15 protein-coding genes are annotated in these 16,064 nt (G+C 67.9%); 11 read left to right on the forward strand and 4 right to left on the reverse strand.

The genetic code is table 11. The annotated features are described in order from the left end of the window. Positions 1–164: 164 nt before the first annotated feature. The 5 genes from M2390_RS12545 (at position 165) to M2390_RS12565 (ending at position 3,963) form a co-directional block, all read left to right on the forward strand. The gene (locus M2390_RS12545; protein ID WP_259179175.1) at positions 165–746 is read left to right on the forward strand and encodes an alternate-type signal peptide domain-containing protein; all 582 of its coding nucleotides are present in this window, start codon (positions 165–167) and stop codon (positions 744–746) included. After that, complete coding sequence (locus M2390_RS12550) at positions 743–1,471, forward strand: hypothetical protein (RefSeq protein WP_259179177.1); 729 nt, start codon at positions 743–745, stop codon at positions 1,469–1,471. The genes M2390_RS12545 and M2390_RS12550 overlap by 4 nt, the downstream gene beginning before the upstream one ends. Further along, complete coding sequence (locus tag M2390_RS12555; RefSeq protein ID WP_259179178.1) at positions 1,468–2,385, forward strand: hypothetical protein; 918 nt, start codon at positions 1,468–1,470, stop codon at positions 2,383–2,385. Before M2390_RS12550 ends, M2390_RS12555 begins: the two co-directional genes overlap by 4 nt. Further along, complete coding sequence (locus tag M2390_RS12560; RefSeq protein WP_259179181.1) at positions 2,382–3,038, forward strand: hypothetical protein; 657 nt, start codon at positions 2,382–2,384, stop codon at positions 3,036–3,038. Before M2390_RS12555 ends, M2390_RS12560 begins: the two co-directional genes overlap by 4 nt. Before the next feature lie 109 nt (positions 3,039–3,147). Then, on the forward strand, positions 3,148–3,963 hold the full coding sequence (locus M2390_RS12565; RefSeq protein ID WP_259179184.1) for a response regulator transcription factor: 816 nt from the start codon (positions 3,148–3,150) through the stop codon (positions 3,961–3,963). A 43-nt stretch (positions 3,964–4,006) separates the two neighbouring features. On the opposite strand, the gene M2390_RS12570 is transcribed toward M2390_RS12565, so the two are convergent. After that, positions 4,007–4,387 (reverse strand): Hpt domain-containing protein, encoded by a 381-nt coding sequence (locus tag M2390_RS12570; protein WP_259179185.1) that lies wholly within the window; start codon positions 4,385–4,387, stop codon positions 4,007–4,009. 201 nt (positions 4,388–4,588) lie between these two features. On the opposite strand from M2390_RS12570, the gene M2390_RS12575 reads away from it, so the two are divergent. The 6 genes from M2390_RS12575 (at position 4,589) to M2390_RS12600 (ending at position 9,873) form a co-directional block, all read left to right on the forward strand. Then, entirely contained in the window at positions 4,589–5,704 is a 1,116-nt protein-coding gene (locus tag M2390_RS12575; RefSeq protein ID WP_259179187.1) for a lactonase family protein, read from the forward strand. An 82-nt stretch (positions 5,705–5,786) separates the two neighbouring features. After that, positions 5,787–6,422 (forward strand): GNAT family N-acetyltransferase, encoded by a 636-nt coding sequence (locus M2390_RS12580; protein ID WP_030147832.1) that lies wholly within the window; start codon positions 5,787–5,789, stop codon positions 6,420–6,422. A gap of 154 nt (positions 6,423–6,576) precedes the next feature. Further along, positions 6,577–7,371 carry an ABC transporter ATP-binding protein gene (locus tag M2390_RS12585; RefSeq protein ID WP_396823057.1) on the forward strand — a complete coding sequence of 265 codons (795 nt, stop codon included), beginning with the start codon at positions 6,577–6,579 and terminating at the stop codon, positions 7,369–7,371. Then, a complete protein-coding gene (locus tag M2390_RS12590; RefSeq protein ID WP_259179192.1) occupies positions 7,368–8,762 on the forward strand; it encodes an FtsX-like permease family protein in 1,395 nt (464 codons plus the stop codon). Before M2390_RS12585 ends, M2390_RS12590 begins: the two co-directional genes overlap by 4 nt. A 125-nt stretch (positions 8,763–8,887) precedes the next feature. Continuing rightward, a complete protein-coding gene (locus M2390_RS12595) occupies positions 8,888–9,190 on the forward strand; it encodes a chorismate mutase (RefSeq protein ID WP_121649287.1) in 303 nt (100 codons plus the stop codon). A 5-nt stretch (positions 9,191–9,195) separates the two neighbouring features. Then, entirely contained in the window at positions 9,196–9,873 is a 678-nt protein-coding gene (locus tag M2390_RS12600; RefSeq protein WP_259179196.1) for a pentapeptide repeat-containing protein, read from the forward strand. Between the two features lie 59 nt (positions 9,874–9,932). On the opposite strand, the gene M2390_RS12605 is transcribed toward M2390_RS12600, so the two are convergent. The 3 genes from M2390_RS12605 to M2390_RS12615 all read right to left on the reverse strand — a co-directional run bounded on the left by M2390_RS12605 (position 9,933) and on the right by M2390_RS12615 (position 15,979). Further along, entirely contained in the window at positions 9,933–10,862 is a 930-nt protein-coding gene (locus tag M2390_RS12605; protein ID WP_259179199.1) for an AEC family transporter, read from the reverse strand. A gap of 150 nt (positions 10,863–11,012) precedes the next feature. Further along, positions 11,013–13,166: a YhgE/Pip domain-containing protein gene (locus tag M2390_RS12610; protein WP_259179201.1), complete on the reverse strand. Its 2,154-nt coding sequence runs from the start codon at positions 13,164–13,166 to the stop codon at positions 11,013–11,015. Continuing rightward, entirely contained in the window at positions 13,163–15,979 is a 2,817-nt protein-coding gene (locus M2390_RS12615; RefSeq protein WP_259179203.1) for an MMPL family transporter, read from the reverse strand. Before M2390_RS12615 ends, M2390_RS12610 begins: the two co-directional genes overlap by 4 nt. Positions 15,980–16,064: the final 85 nt, after the last annotated feature.

The following is a 16,064-nucleotide window of genomic DNA, read 5'->3' on the forward strand; positions in this document are numbered from 1 at the left end:
GTGCGGGCTTCGGCCCCGCCGGATGGGACACAGCATCCCCCTGCTGTTGCCCCGGTCTGAGCTCAGCTCGACAAAACGGATCGGCCTCGTGAGTATTCCCCCCTAACATCCTCACGGGGCCGATCCCATACCCTCCTACTTTTGCCCCGAACGAAAGGCTCAGCGTGCGCAAGCTCATCACCGCCGCCATCGCCGCCGTTTTCGGGGCCGCGCTGCTCATGGGTGGTGCCGGAACACTGGCGTTCTGGACCGATACCAAGGATGCGGCACCGCTGAGAATCCAGTCGGGATCGTTGAGCCTGGGCAACGTGGGCGGAGCCACCACCGCGTGGACCCTCGGACAGGACGTGCCCCAGGGTCGCGGATCCGCCGCGATCGCCTACACCGGTCAGGCCCTCGTCCCCGGCGACGTGCTCACCGGCACCGTCAACGTTCCGGTTGAACTGATCGGTACCGACATGCGCGCAAGCCTCACCGTTTCGGCTCTCAGCGTCACCGGTAGCACCGCTTCCGCCGCGGATGCCGCCCTCGCCAAGACCCTGGTGACACGCGTGGTGAGCGTGGGCAGCGCCACGACCATTACCGCAGGAATTTCCCCCGCCGGCACCGTGAATGCCGGGGATCGTACCGTTCCCGTGGTGGTCAGCGTGACCCTGCCCTGGGAAACGACCACCGCGATGTCCGGTAGCGTAAAGCTCGCGATGACCTACACCCTGACCCAGCAGCCGATCGGAGCCGCCTCGTGAGCACCGACCCGCAACGGCCCGCTCCGGAAGCCGAGTCCGTAGCGACTCCCGAACCCGCAGCGGTGAAGGAGTCCCTCTTCCGTCGCCTGTTCCGAACCCGCAGCGCCCGGGTCTGGACCGTCGCGGTCCTCGCCGCCCTGACCGGGGTTGCCCTCCTGGGTGGACCCGGCACGATCGCGTACCTCAACGATCAGGCCAGCGGCCCCACCGCCACTATTTCGGCGGCCTCGGGGATCTCGGCAACCGCAACCGCAACCGTCGACACCGTCACCACCGGCACCTCCCGCACGATCGTCGCGGCCCCCGGCACCGGCATCGTGCCGGGTGTGCGCGCCCAGCGCATCCGCTTCGTGGTGACCGCGGCCCCCGCGAACCCGGTGCAGACCGAAATATCGGGCACCATCACCGCGACCGCCACCGACCTCGGCGTGACCATGTACGGTCGTGGTGCGCTCAAGATTGGTGCCGAGGGAACGGCCGGATGCACCGTGTCTGGTGCACAGCTTTCGGCGGGAAAGATCACCGCCACGCTAGCCCAGGCCCCGAACACCACGCTCAAGCCCGGTGCCAGCTGCACCATCGACGTCACCGTGGCCGTGCCCGCGACCGCCGATGACGGCGGCGACGTGGCCCGGGAACTGCGCGAGCTCAAGTCCAGCCCGCTGGCCGCCTTCAAGCTCGATGCCACCCTGACCCAGGTACCCCGATCGGAGGAACGACCGTGAAGTTTCGTCCCCGACTGATCGCCCTCGGTGTGGGCCTCGCCCTCGCCGCCGTGGGCATCCCCACCGCCGTGACCGGCGCGTACCTGACCACCACCGTAACCGCGGGCGCCGATACCGCGCTGGGTACCTGGTGCTCGGTCCCGGACCCGGCCAAGAAGTCTAACGTCTACGCCCTCTCCGACTTCCAGAGTGTGGGATCCTCCCGCGTGCTGATCGTGCCCGTGGTGCGCAGCGCGCAGTTTGCCTCCACCGAGGGTATCGCCAACACCACCGACGGCCTCGGGGTTCGCCTCTGGGGCTGTGCCGATAAGATCCCCGCGGGATCGGTCCGGGTCAGCGCCTGGCGCGGAACCGGTGCGCCGGCGGCCGGCGACTGGAGCGTGGCACCCGCCGGGGGAAACCTGGCAGCCGCCAGGCTGAACCCCGCCGGGGCGCTCGGTTCCTCGCTGCGCGCACTCGCCGGCGGTACCGATGGGCAGGCCATCGACCCGGCCACCGGCGTGGCCGCATCCACCTCGCGCTACTCCTGGCTGGTGGATTCCACCCGCAACCGTGGGAACCAGGCCGGCGCGGTGCCCGCCTGTGGCGGGACCAACTGCGTGGTTGCCCCGGCCGGCGCCGCCACGCTCGACTCGGTATTCTCCGGTAATGCCGCGGCCGCACCGTCCGGTGCCGTGCACGGCAACTCGGCCGTCTATCTCGCGGGCAACTACTATGCGCCCGGCGGCACCTGGCCCAAAACCCCCGCCGGTACCGACGCGCCCGCGTCCGCACACCCCACCGTACTGACCCCGCCCGCCGCGGGAACCAACCCGCTTGAGGACACCACCGGCAGCGTGCTGCAGTGGGTTGTCCTGGAGTGGACCGGTGCCCAGGTCCCGCCGAGCTTTGAGATTGAGGTGTTCGCCGGATGAGCCTGCGCAGCGTACTCACCGGAAGCCTGCTGGCCGCGACGCTGATTGTGGCGTTGCCCGGTGCCGCCTTTGCCTCTCCGGAGGACCGGTCGATCGAGCTGACCGGCAGCGGCCAGGGGGAGCTGGGCGACATGTTTGGCGCGCAGATCCTGATCCCCGGCAGCAAGATTTCGGCCGATTTCAACGTCGTGCGTCGAGGTGGAGGCGTATCCACGCTTTCGCTGGCACTGTTTGCCGACATGGATCCGCGGGGTCCGCTGGGACAGTCGGCGCGCGTGAGCGTGCGTACCCCCACCGCGCAGGAAAACGCGGTCCTGGGCGACCTGCTCCAGGAGGGCAGCGTCATGGATCTGGGGACCGGTGCCGACCAGGTCACCCCGGTGCATCTGGAAATCTCGCTTCCCGGCGAATCGGGCAACGGCACGATGGACCGCACGGTGCCGTTCAAGATTCGGGTCACCGCTCAGGACCGAACCGCACTGCCCGACGCCAACGGCAACGGTAGCCACCCCGTGGCGGCCGGACACGGTGGCGGATGGCTCTCGGAAACCGGTGCTTCCCCGGCCCCGTGGCTGTGGGGTGCGGGTGGCGCGATCGCGGCCGGAGCCCTGGTGCTCCTGGGACGGCGACGCCGCTCAACTTCCCAGAAATAAGACCCCCATTCGGGGTACACAACTGGGTGCCTGGTGCGCTTCTCTCCATCGGGAGGTAGGCTGAAAGAACGGCGTTTTTCCCCCGCCGTAGCCAGGGAGTACCACCAGGATGACCACCGAGCCGATCCGCACCGCGGTCGTGATCGAAGATGACCCCGATATTCGCGGTCTGATCACGACGATTTTGACGCAGGCGGGATTCGCCGTAGCCAGTTCACCCAGTGGGATTGAGGGTGTGGAGCTGGTGCGCACCGAACGGCCCAGCATCGTGACGCTGGATATCGGACTGCTGGATATCGATGGACTCGAGGTGGCTCGTCGCATCCGACTCTTCAGCGACTGCTATATCGTGATGCTCACCGCGCAGGCCGATGAGGTCGACGTGCTGTTCGGGCTGGAATCCGGCGCCGATGACTATCTGGCCAAGCCCTTCCGCCCGCGCGAACTGCGGGCGCGCATAGAGGCCATGCTGCGTCGACCCCGTGGTGGTGCCGCAGAGGTTCCGGCTGCCGTCCCGGCCGCCGCGTCAACCGCATCCCCCGCGGTCGCTGCCGCACCCGTGGTGGCCGAGGCTCCGGTCTCGGACCGGGTGTCCAGCCACAACGGGCTGATCCTGGACCGCGATACCCGCACCGTTGAGTGCCGCGGCCTCACCATCGCGCTCACCCGTACCGAGTTTGACCTGCTGGCTTCGCTGCTGGCCTCGGGGCGTCGCGTGCGCTCCAAGGCAGACCTGGTGCGTGAGCTGCGCTCCGGTGAATACGTGGTCAGCGACTACGTCAGCGAGTCCGAGGAACGCTCAATCGAGGTGCACTTCGGTAACCTTCGACGCAAGCTCGGCGACGACGTACGCCAGCCCGAATGGGTGGAAACCGTGCGGGGCGTGGGATACCGGATGGCACCCGCGCGAGTCGACGCGGTTTAGCTCCGCATCCAGAGCGGAACCCACACCGGGCGGTGGGGTATTGCTAGGCGAATGCCGGCCCGCTGAGATAGGCGCGCAGGGCCTCGATGGTTTCGATCCCGCTCACCCGCAGCGCACGGAGGTTCTCCTCAACGCGGTCGGGGTGCCCCTCGCTCAGCGTGCACTCAATTCCGGTGGCGATGGCGGTGAGGCGCTTGGCACCCACCATCGCGCTCGACGTACGAATGCTCAGCACGCTATCGCGTGCGTGCAGCACATCCGAGTGCAGAATGCTCTGCTCGAGGGCCGCGATCCGCTCGGGCCAACGCTCACAAAACGAGTGCAGGAAGGCGCGGGTCGCGGCGAGGTCGCCATTTAACGCGGCGCCGAGCCGCTCAATCTCCGCGTGTTCGAGGAGCGGATGGTCTGTGGGGTCAACGCACATGACGCTCCTCCTGATGAAACGCCCCCGGAACTGGGGGTCTTGCCTACTCTCCCCAATAATTACGGGTCCGACTCAAGATTGAGCGCTCACGAACCTCAAGACTGCCGCAGGTTCTGGAAAAATGGATGACATCCGCGTCCGGTAGCATGTGGACATGGAACAGCGAGAGTTCACGGTTTTGACGTCCGCGCGGGCACCACGATGAGCGGCGCACGCTTCTGGTCGGGCTCCTATACGAAGGATGCCAACGCCCCGGGCACGGGAATTACCGCACTGGGATCGCGATCCGATGGATCGCTGGTTCCCGGTGCCGAAACCGCCGCGGATTCCCCCTCCTTCCTCGCCGCACACCCCACCCTGCCGGTGTTCTATGCGGCCCTGGAGTTCTCCGGGCGGGTGCAGGCGTACCGCGCCGGTGAGCGCGCCGTGCGCTTCGGCCCGGCCCGCGCCTCCGCCGACTCGGTGTGCCACCTCACGGTAACCGCCGACGGTGCGCTGCTGATTGCCACCGGTTACGGGGACGGCCGGGTCCTCGCCTACCCGCTGGGGGCCGACGGGGCGATTCTCGCCGACGCCGCCGATCCGGTGGCCTCGATCGACCCGCACCGCAATCCCTTCACCGACGGCGAGCTGACCGGCGGTCCCGGACCCACCTCATTTACCGACTTCACCCTCGCCTCCCACGTGGCCGAGGCTGCGCCGGCCCGCCCCTCACACGCCCACGCGAGCGTCGAGCTGGCCGACGGGCGCATTCTCTCCACCGACCTGGGACATGACGCGCTGCGCTTCTGGAAGCGTACGGGCACCGGGCTCGCCCTGGATCGCACGCTGGCGCTGCCGCTCGGTGTGGGGCCGCGTCACCTGATCGCCCACCCCAGCGGGCACGTACACGTGGTCACCGAACGCAGTATCGAGATCTTCACCATCGCCCCGGCCGACGCCGGAAACTGGCGTGTGGTGGCTGCGGTCTCGGCGACCGCCGACGGTGCCGAGGAGCAGGACGCCGCGGCCGAGCTCTCGCAGAACGCCGCGGGGGATCGCCTCTATGCGGGCATCCGCGGGAGCGATCGGATTTCGACCCTCGAAGTGTCCGGCAACGGCCAGACCGTGCGCCCCATTGCCGACACCGAGAGCGGAGGCCGCTGGCCGCGCCACCACCTGCTCGCCGGTGATCTGCTGCACGTGGCCCACGAACACTCGCACCAGATCACCACGCTGCGTCTGGATGCGCGCGGGGTTCCGGGACGTCCGGTGGGGCACGCCGACGTCGGTGCACCCACGTGTGTGCTGGCCGACCCCTCGGCGGTATCCGCATAAATTCGGCCGGAGAACGATAAACGGGGCGTAAACGATGCCGACACAGCGTCGGTCAGGGGTCGTTGTGGCCTACAATCGTGAGATGACAGCACGGATCCCCGCACCCGAACCGCTCATCGGCCGCTTCATCCGCCTCGACGTGATGACCGACGAAGACCTGCCGGATCTGTGGAAGGCCATCGGCCGGCCCCAGGTATTTGCGGACGGCTACGGGGGCGGGCTGGCGGCGCTGCCCAAGGACCTGGCCGGATTCAAAAAGTTCGCCTCGCGCTACTACAGCCGCACTCGCAAGAATGTGTACACCGTGCGCCTGGTCGGCGGCGACGCCGACGGAACCGTGGTGGGTACCACTACCCTCGGAGACTTCGACCTGCCCCGGGAGGCCGCCCACATCGGCTGGACCGCCTATGACCCGGCCGTCTGGGGCACCGCGGTCAACGCCGAGGCCAAGCTGCTGCTGCTGAACCTGGCCTTTTCCAGCGGATTCGGCCGCGTCCGCATTCAGGCCGATGCGCTCAACGATCACTCGCGGGCGGCGATCCTCAAGCTCGGTGCCAAGTTCGAGGGGCTGCTGCGCCGTGACCAGCGTCGCGCCGACGGCACCTGGCGGACCACGGCGATCTACTCGGTGATCGTGGATGAGTGGCCCGATGTGCGGCACGGACTGGAAACCCGCCTGGCTCGGTGGACCCGACCGGTGGATCTGCGCGCCGCCTAGGACCTCCGGACCGGCACGGTCAGATCGGGCGACGGATCTGCGCGCAGCCTAGTCCCGCACCATCCGCAAGCATCGGGGCGGATACCTCTGCCGGATGACGGGGTTCCCTCGCCCGGTCGATGCCCCGCTCCGGGTGTGCGCGGAGGATGGAAACATGAACAATTTCCACTCCGTGCCCACGCACACAGTGCTCAGCGCCGCAAACCTGGTTAAGGTATACGGCGGGAAAACCCGCGCCCTCGCCGGCGTTGACCTCGCGCTTTCGGCCGGAGAGTCCGTCGCCATCATGGGTGCCTCCGGCTCGGGAAAAACCACCCTGCTGCACACCCTCGCCGGGATCATCGTGCCCGATGGTGGCCGGGTCACCTTCAACGGCCCGGTCGGTCCAATCGAGGTCAGCGCCCTCAACGACCGTGAACGCTCCAAGCTGCGCCGGGAATCCTTCGGTTTTGTGTTTCAGCAGGGACTGCTGGTCCCCGAGCTCACCGCGACCGAAAACGTCGCGCTTCCGATGATGCTGGCGGGATATCCGCGGGCCGAGAGTGAAACCCACGCCCGGCGCTGGCTGGACGCCCTGGGTCTGCTCGGGCTCGGGGATCGCCGCATCGGCGAGCTCTCCGGTGGTCAGGCTCAGCGAGTTGCGATCGCCCGTGCCCAGGTCACCGGAGCCTCGATCATCTTCGCCGACGAGCCCACCGGCGCCCTGGACTCGCAGACCTCCGCCGACGTGATGGACGCACTCCTGCACTCCACCGTGGGTCAGGGCCACACCCTGGTGGTGGTCACCCATGATCGCGAGGTGGCCGCGCGCTGCGACCGCATCATCCACATCCGCGACGGCCGCGTGCACACCGACCCGGGACACCCGGGCGACTCCACGGCCTCGGCACAGCCCGCCCCGGCCTTTATCGGCGAGGGCTGGGACCGTCCGACGGGAGAAACCCGATGACCACGACCCAGACCACCTTCCCCACGCCGCTGCCCGTTCGGGCCCGCCGCCGGGTGCCGGTCCTCCGGCTGACCTGGATGCTGGCGCGCCCCGGAACCCAGAGCCCCGCGGCCCTGATTTTGCCTGCCGTGGCCTTCGGTGTGACCAGTGCACTGCTGGTGATTGTGGCCGGCGGTACCGCGATGTTCTGGCGGATCACCGGGGATGAGGCGATCATGTACCGGATCCTGAGTACCCTCGCGCTCTCCCTGCTGATCGTTCCCCTGCTGGGGCTCGGGGCGGCGGCGGCCCGGCTCTCCGCCCGCCGCCGCGACGACCGACTGGCCTCGCTGCGGCTGATCGGCGCAACCGGCGCCGATGTGACCCGGATCACCGTCCTGGAATCCACGGTCATCGCCCTGCTCGGCGCAATCGGCGGGGTACTCCTGGCGCTGGCCACCAGCCCGCTGGTGGGATTGATCTCCTTCCGCGGGCACCCGATCGGTGCCGAGGAGCTGTGGATCGGACCCGGACCGATGGCGCTGATCATTGCCGGGGTAACCCTGCTGGCCGCAATCAGCTCGGTGGTTGGTCTGCGCCGCGTGGTCATCTCGCCGCTGGGGGTTCGCACTCGGCAGCGGAAGCCGCAGCCGCACTGGGTACGCCCGCTGATCGCGCTGGCCGCGCTGATCGTCATCTCGATGGTGCTGCAGAGCCTGGGGGCACTGAACGTCGAGGTGGGGATCGCGCTGGCCATCGGCGGTGCCGTTGCGATTGGCCTGGCCGTGCTCGGCCTGGTGGGACCGTGGCTGCTCTCGGTGTGGGCAAAACTACAGCTGCGCCGGGCGAAGACGGTCCCCCAGCTGATCACTGCCCGTGCGATCCTCGACAACCCCGGTGCCATCTGGCGTCAGGTCGGGGGCGTGGCGATGACCTCATTTGTGGCCGTGGTCGCCGGAAGCGGGATCGGTCTGGTGCTGGCGATTGACGACGGGACTAACGGGGCCGACGGGTTTGAGACCCTGCCGATGGACATCTTTACCGGCATCGTTGTGGTGCTGATCGGATCCTTCCTGATGGTCGCCGTCTCGGTGGGCATCAACCAGGCAGCCCTGGTGATGGATCGTCGCGACATTGCCGTGAGTCTGGATCGCCTGGGCATGCCCCGGGAGATGATCGAGTCGGCCCGCTCCCGGCAGGCGATTGCGCCGGTGCTGGTAGTCTCGATCACCGCCGCCATCATCGGCGGCGTGGTGATCTTCCCCCTCACCGGCATGGCGCTCTTGCTCAGCCCGAGCACGATCGGCGTGGTCCTGGCCAGCATCCTGATCGGACTCACCCTGGTGTGGCTGGCCGTGCGAGCCACCCGCCCGATCCAGCGGGTTGTGCTGGCACAACCCGAGCGGGCCTAGCCCGGGGCCAACCCACTCTCGAGCGGCCCTAGCCCGGAGCCAACCCACTCTCGAGCGGGCCTAAACTAGGCAAACTCATACCCCGGGCGGACGCGATTGTCTGCCCGGGGTATTAGATTATATGCATGGCCGAATTGACCCCTCAGGAACAGCTGAACCGCCTGCGTAGCAGCATCGACAACATCGACTCCGCGTTGATTCATATGCTCGCCGAACGCTTCCGATGCACCCAGGCGGTGGGAGAGCTCAAGGCCGAACACCAGATGCCCGCCTCCGACCCCGACCGCGAAAAGCGTCAGGTTGCCCGTCTGCGGGCCCTCGCCGAGGACGCTCAGCTGGATCCGGCCTTCGCCGAGAAGTGGTTCAACTTCGTTGTGGCCGAGGTAATTCAGCACCACGTGACCCTCGCCGAAGCACGCGAGGCTTAGACTCCGTGGTACGGACTTCACCGTCGAAGTCGGGTGGCCTGCGCGCCCCCGAATTCGATCCCGCACCGCTGGACCACCTGGAATCCGGGATGGACTCCGAGGTGCGCGCGGGCGAGCGGCTGGACTCGCTCCGATTTGTTGATGTTGATCTCAGCGGCGCTCCCCTGGCCGGACTCGACCTGACCGAGTGTGAGTTCCTGGGTGTGGAACTCGATGGTGCGGATCTGCGCGGATTCCGGGCGATTGATAGCCGCTTCGAACGGGTTAATGCGCCGGTGCTCAAGGTTGCGCGCTCGCAGTTCCGTGAGGTGCGCATCGAGGGCTCTCGCTTTGGTTCTGCCGAGGCTTACGATGCGGGCTGGGAGGCGGTCCACTTTATCGGGTGCAAGATCGGTTACCTGAACCTGCGCTCGGCGATGATCACCAATATGGCCTTCACCGACTGCACGATCGATGAGCTGGACCTGGGCGGTGCCACCGTCTCCCGGCTGGCCTTCCCCGGGACCCAGGTGCACACCCTGGATATCACCGGGGCGCGCCTGGACAACGTGGATCTGCGCGGGCTGGAACCGCGGGTGCTCAACGGGATCGAATCCCTCGCCGGGAGCGTGATGACCGAGGCGCAGTTCGCCTGGATCGCACCGCTGCTGGCCACGCATCTCGGGGTGACCCTCACCGCATAGCGGCCCGCCCACGCCACCGACGTTGATGGTGTGTCACCCCTTCACCGCGTAGACCGTTTCTACATCATCAGGGCGGCGATCAGGCTGAGTGCCGGAACCGCGAGCACCGTGGTGAGCAGCACGGTGTCGCGGGAGGCGACCATCCCCACACCGTAGCGGCTGGCGAAGTTGTAGACGTTCTGGGCGGTGGGCAGCGCCGAAATCATCACGGCGGCGGTGAGCTCGGGACCGGAGATCCCCAGCACCAGCACGCCGAAGCCCAGCGCAAGCGCGGGCATCACCGCGACCTTGATCAGGCTCGCTAGGATAATCTCCCCGGTATGTTCCCCGGCCGCGAGGGGTTTGGAGCCGTGCAGGGACATCCCGAACGCGATCAGAATCATCGGGATCGCGGCCCCGCCGATGATGTGGAACGGCTCGAACACGGCCTCGGGGACGGGGATCTCGGAGACCGCGACGAGCACGCCCAGAGCCGAGGCGATAACCATCGGATTGCGGAAGGGCTGGCTGAGGATTCCGCGCAGTGTGACCCGGCCCGAGGTGCCCAGGTCCAGCACAACCAGCACGATCGGGTTGAGGATGAGCAGCTGGAACAGCAGGACCGGGACCACCTCGGCGTAGTCCCCAAACACGTAGAGCGCGACCGGAAGCCCGATGTTATTGGCGTTCAGCAGCGAGGCCGACAGCGCGCCGAGGGCCTGCTCGGGAACCGTGCGCTTTTTCCCGCGCCGCACGAGTGGTGCCAGCAGCAGGAAGAGCCCGGCGGCACCAAATGCGGTCATCGCGGCCAGGGGAAGCCGGCTGGAGAACATCGTGGCGATCTCCGCGTGCGCGAGCGTATAGAACAGCAGCGCCGGCGTGGCCACAAAAAACGCGACCCGGTTGAGGACAAACTGTCCCTGCGGACCGGCGGCACCCGAGCGGGCCAGGAGATATCCGGCAAGGATGACGACCGCAATGATCCCGAATCCGGTGAGTACGCCGCCCATCCCCACACCCTATCGGGACGGGCGTGCATGATGGTGCAGCCGCCGCGGGGGTTTGTTCATCCGCCGGACAAACAGGCCCGGATAGACCGGCCAGACAAAACGACGCCGGGTGGTACGAAATCCGTACCACCCGGCGTCGTCTGGGGTGCGCTAGATGCGAGCCTCTACCGGTTCCGGCCGGCGTCGAGCCCGTGCCGCGGCGAACGTGCTGACCAGCAGCGCGCCCACGGTCCACAGCACCAGCACGGTGATCGAGCCGGCGGGGGAGCCGTCTCCGGTGATCGCCCGCAGGGCGTCGCTGGCGGGTCCGACCGGCATCCAGCCGACGGCCGACTGCAGCAGGGCCGGGGCGGTCGCGATGATGCCGCTGGCCAGGACCACGATTGCGACGATCATCGAGATGAATTTCCCCACGCCGCCCAGCAGCGCGCCGAGCGCCTGGTTGGTGGCGGCGAAGGCGACACCGGCGAGCATCGCGATCGCGGCGAATCCGGCCCAGGGCCAGAAGTCGATCTTGAGTAGGGGTGCCAGTACCGCGGCGACCAGCAGACCCTGACCGGCGCCGAGCAGGGCACCCGGCCAGAACGCACGCAGCGCGAGCAGCGGGGACGGGCGGGTGGAGCCGTGCGCGCCGATCGGCAGCGGACGCAGCACCAGGAAGGTTGCCAGCGCGCCGAGCCACAGGGCGAGCACCGCGTAGAACGGGGCTCCCTGCGCGCCGAGTGCGCCGCCGAGGCTCTCGGTGGCGTTCTCCTTGCCGCCGGTGCGGATCGGATCGGCGACCACGCTGGAGAGCTTCTCACGCTGCTGCTTCGAGTAGCTGGGCAGTTGGTCCACCGCGGTCTTCAGGCCGTCGGCAAGCTGCACCGCACCGCCCTCAAGGGAGGTGGCACCCTCGGTCAGCGGAGTGAAGCCCTCGCCGAGCTGCGAGATTCCGGTGCTCAGCTTGGTCGCTCCGTCGGCAAGGCCGGAGGAACCGGCCTGCAGCTTGTGGGTTCCATCGGCGAGGCCGGCGGCACCCTGGGCGAGACCCGCGGCACCGGTGTTGAGCTTGCCAGCGCCGTCGGCGAGGCCGGCGGCACCGGTGGCGAGCTGGCCGCTGGCGGCGGCCAGGGCGGCGACGCCGTCGATGGCCGAGGGCTGACCGGGAGCGGCGGGCTTGGTCAGTCCGTCGAGCAGTCCGTTGACGCCGGCGGCGAGGCCGGGGTTCTGCGCGGTTCCGTTACCCTTGATGGCGATTTCGGCACCGGCCAGACGCGCGATCGCGCCGCTGGGGTCGGAGGGACCGCCCACCACACCGGCAAGCTGCTCGCAGAAGGTCTGGCTCGCGCCGCTGCTTGCGCACTCGGCGGCGAGCTGACCGAGCTGACCGGCAACCGCGGTATTCCCGGTCACCAGCTGGCTGGTCTGGCCCAGGCCCGCGCGCAGCGGGGCCTCACCCTGCTTGATGCCCTGCAGGCCGCCGCTCAGCGCGTTCAGCCCATCGTGCAGCTGGCTGGCACCACCGGCGAGCTGCTGCGCGCCCTGGGCCAGCGGTCCGGTTCCCTGGGCGAGCTGCCCGGCACCCGAGCTCAGCTGGTCGGCACCGGACGCGAGGGCGCCGACACCGGTGTTGAGCTGCCCGGCACCATCGGCCAGTGCGCCGGCACCCGTGCCCAGCTGGGTCACGCCCTCGCCCACCTGGCCGAGTCCGCCGCTGAGCTTGCCCGCGCCGTCGGCGAGCTGGCTGGCTCCGTCGGAGGCCTTACCGATCTGCTCGCCGAGGGTGTTGAAGCCCACGTAGATGTTGTCGAGGTACGTCTCGGTCAGCTGCTTTCCGCTGAGCGAGGCGGCGGTGTTGGCCACGGTCTGGCTGATCGCACCATCCACCAGCTTGGCGGCGTCGCTCGTGGTCACGTCGATCACGGCCTCGCGCGGCTTGTCCCCGGAGATCGAGGTCGCGGCGGCGGAGAAGTCCTTGGGGATCGTCACCACGGCCACGTACTCACCCGAGGCGAGTCCGCTGCGGGCGTCATCGGCGTCGGTGATGGTCCAGTCGTAGTTGGTCTCGGTCTTGCCCGGTGCGGACACCAGACCCGCGGTCAGCTGACGCCCCAGGGGCACCAGCTGACCGTTCACGGTGACCGGCTTGTCTTCATTCACGATCGCGGCGCGGACGTTGTGCAGGCGGCTGGAGGGATCCCACAGCGCCCACACCAGGATGCCCGCGATCACCAGCGGCACCAGGACCAGCCCGATGATCGAGAGGACGCGGCGACGCGGGGTGCGCCCCGGCCGCTGCAGGAGGTCGGTTAGTGAGCTCATGCGAGCACCTCGGATTTCACGGTCGAGAGGGTCATCGAAACCACCGTCGCCGCGGGGGCGACGCACTCGGCCGCGATGGCCGGGTCGGTGGTTCCCAGAATCAGGGTGAGCGGCCGACTTGCGGCCACCCGGGCGCGGGCGGCTTCGAGCCGGTCGCGCAGGCGGGATCGGGTGATCGGATCCAGGTGGTCCACCCCGTCGATCGCCAGGATCTCCGGGTTCTCGGCGAGCAGCGCCTCAAAGGCCCGCTCGCTGGTGTGGCTGATATCCACCCAGGCCGCACGGCGACGCACGGCCCCGGCATGGGTCGGCAGCACGCGTCCGGTGACCTTGAGGATGCCCTCGGTCACCTCCTGGCGGCCGGTCAGCGTCAACAGGGTCTGGGACACCGCGGACGCCGGTCCCGAAACCGTGAGCACGTCGCCGGGTCGAACCGAGACACCCACCGGGGCGAACTGGTCGCCGGCGGGACGCAGGTCCGCCCCCACGATCGCGTCGGTGTTGCCGGGCTCGGGCCACTCGCGCAGCTTGATGTCGTGGGACAGGCTCTCGCCCTCCACGTCGAAGGACGGCAGGATCTTGTCGAGCCAGCGCGGCATCTTCCAGGCACGGTCGCCGAGCAGTGCGAGCACCGCGGGGACCAGCATCATGCGGACGATAAAGGCATCCACGGCCACACCCACGGCCAGGCCCAGGGCGATCGGCTTGATGTTGTTATCGCCCTCGGGGATGAAGGCGGCGAACACGGCGATCATGATGATGGCGGCGGCGGTCACCACCTTGGCCGACCCGGTGAAGCCGCGTTCGATGGCCTGCTTGGCGGTGGCCCCGTGGACGTATTCCTCACGCATTCGGGCTACCAGGAAGACCTCGTAGTCCATCGCGAGTCCAAACAGCACACCCATCAGCAGGATGGGCATGAATGAGATCACCGGACCGGTTTGATGCACGTTGAACAGATCTGCAGCCCAGCCCAGTTCGAACACCGCGGCCACCACACCGAAAGACACACCCACGCTCAGCAGGTAGCCCAGGGTCGCCTTGATCGGGACCCAGATCGAGCGGAACACCATCGTCAGCAGCACCAGCGAGAGGCCCACCACGAGCAGACCGAATGGTAGCAGTGCGCCGCCGAGCATGGTCGAGACGTCGATCGCCATGGCCGTGTAGCCGGTGACCGAGAGCGAGACGCCGTACTTGTCCTGGAAGTGATCGTGCATCGAGCGGATCTTCGCCACCAGGTCCTGCGTCTGCTGCGAGTTGGGCCCATCGCTCGGGATCACCTGGATGATTCCGGTGTCCGCCGAGGCGTTGGGGGTCGCCAGCGGAACGGACTTCACGCCGGGCAGCTTCTCAATCTCGGCGGCCATATCCGACATCAGCTTGAGCGGATCGGTGCTCTTGACGATGGTTCCGGTGACGATCAGCGGACCGTTGAATCCGGCACCGAAGTTATCGGCGATGCTGTCATAGGTTTCGCGCGACTCCGAACCCGGGGCGTGCGACCCGGCATCCGGCAGGGCCAGACGCAGGTGCAGACCGGGCAGGGCGGCGGCGCCGAGACCCACCACGATCACGATGATGGTGACCAGCGGGAAGCGGGTCACCGCGCGCACCCAGCCGAGGAAGAAGCGGTTGGGCTTGGGCTCGGTGTGTACGGGTGCGGCGGCGGGGGCCGGGGCGGCATGGGCGGGCTTCGTGTCGTCGGCTTCGCCCTTTCCGCGGCGGGCAGCACGCTTCTCGGTGCGGGCGGCGTTCTTCAGCGCGCGACGTTCGGCGCGGCTGCCCACCTTGGGACGCAGGCGTTCGCCGGCAAAGCCGAGCATCGCGGGCATCAGGGTCAGCGAGATGAGGACGGCCACCAGGACCGATGCGGCGGCACCGATACCCATCGTGGTGAGGAAGGGGATGCCGGCCACGAACAGGCCCACCAGGGCGATCATCACGGTCAGACCGGCGAAGACCACGGCCGAACCGGCGGTGGCGATGGCGCGAGCGGCGGACTCGCGTGGGTCCATTCCACGCGCCAATTGCTCGGTATGTCTGGCCAGAATGAACAGGGCGTAGTCGATGCCCACCGCTAGGCCCAGCATCAGGGCGAGCATCAGGGTCGTGGACGGGACCGAGCCAAAGACGGTCACAAACATGATCGCCAGCGCCGACACACCCACACCCATCAGGGCGTTGAGCAGCGGCATTCCCGCGGCCACGACCGAGCCGAAGGTGAACAGCAGCACGATCAGCGCAACGACCACACCCACGGCCTCGGTCAGTGAGACGGCGGGAACCTCGGCGTTGAAGACGTCGCCTCCGAGGGACGCGGTGGCCCCCTGCGGAAGTTCCTTCTTGAGGTCGGCCAGCGCGTTTTCTACGCCGTCGATGGTCTTGGGCTTGACCTCAAGTGCGGTGCCGGAGAACTGGATCGAGATCAGCGCGGCACGATCGTTATCGGCAATATTGCCCTTGACCGTGTCGCCAAAGGGCGACACCGCACCCTCGATGCCGTCGATCTTCTCCAGCGTCGCGACGGTGTCTTCGACGCTCTTCTTGATCGTCGGATCGTCGATCTTAAGCTTGTCGCCGCTGACCACCACGATCTGGCCGGATGCGCCACTGATCTGGGGGAAGGTGGTCTTGAGGCTGTCGAGGGCGACCTGAGACTCGGTGCCCGGGATGCTGAAGCTGTTCTCGGTGCCCTGGCCGAGCAGGCCCGCGCCCGCACCAAACAGCGCGAGGATCACGATCCAGATACCCAGCACAAGTTTGCGGGCGCCGAAGGCCCAGCGGCCCAGCGAATAGAGTAGGGATGACACGAAATAACTCCTGAACGAGGGGCTCGTGGGAAAAGTTTGGATACGCTAGTGTATTCAATACACAAATGTATTCGATACATCGGTG

Origin of the sequence: Mycetocola sp. BIGb0189 (genome assembly GCF_024810155.1) — a bacterium.
GTDB lineage: Bacteria > Actinomycetota > Actinomycetes > Actinomycetales > Microbacteriaceae > Mycetocola > Mycetocola lacteus.

What these genes read in the sequence shown, in the direction of transcription:
- M2390_RS12595 (WP_121649287.1), top strand. Translation starts at nt 8,888, where the DNA reads ATGGCCGAATTGACCCCTCAGGAACAGCTGAACCGCCTGCGTAGCAGC.
- M2390_RS12580 (WP_030147832.1), top strand. Translation starts at nt 5,787, where the DNA reads ATGACAGCACGGATCCCCGCACCCGAACCGCTCATCGGCCGCTTCATC.
- M2390_RS12590 (WP_259179192.1), top strand. Translation starts at nt 7,368, where the DNA reads ATGACCACGACCCAGACCACCTTCCCCACGCCGCTGCCCGTTCGGGCC.
- M2390_RS12570 (WP_259179185.1), bottom strand. Translation starts at nt 4,387, where the DNA reads ATGTGCGTTGACCCCACAGACCATCCGCTCCTCGAACACGCGGAGATT.
- M2390_RS12565 (WP_259179184.1), top strand. Translation starts at nt 3,148, where the DNA reads ATGACCACCGAGCCGATCCGCACCGCGGTCGTGATCGAAGATGACCCC.
- M2390_RS12585 (WP_396823057.1), top strand. Translation starts at nt 6,577, where the DNA reads ATGAACAATTTCCACTCCGTGCCCACGCACACAGTGCTCAGCGCCGCA.
- M2390_RS12560 (WP_259179181.1), top strand. Translation starts at nt 2,382, where the DNA reads ATGAGCCTGCGCAGCGTACTCACCGGAAGCCTGCTGGCCGCGACGCTG.
- M2390_RS12605 (WP_259179199.1), bottom strand. Translation starts at nt 10,862, where the DNA reads ATGGGCGGCGTACTCACCGGATTCGGGATCATTGCGGTCGTCATCCTT.
- M2390_RS12610 (WP_259179201.1), bottom strand. Translation starts at nt 13,166, where the DNA reads ATGAGCTCACTAACCGACCTCCTGCAGCGGCCGGGGCGCACCCCGCGT.
- M2390_RS12575 (WP_259179187.1), top strand. Translation starts at nt 4,589, where the DNA reads ATGAGCGGCGCACGCTTCTGGTCGGGCTCCTATACGAAGGATGCCAAC.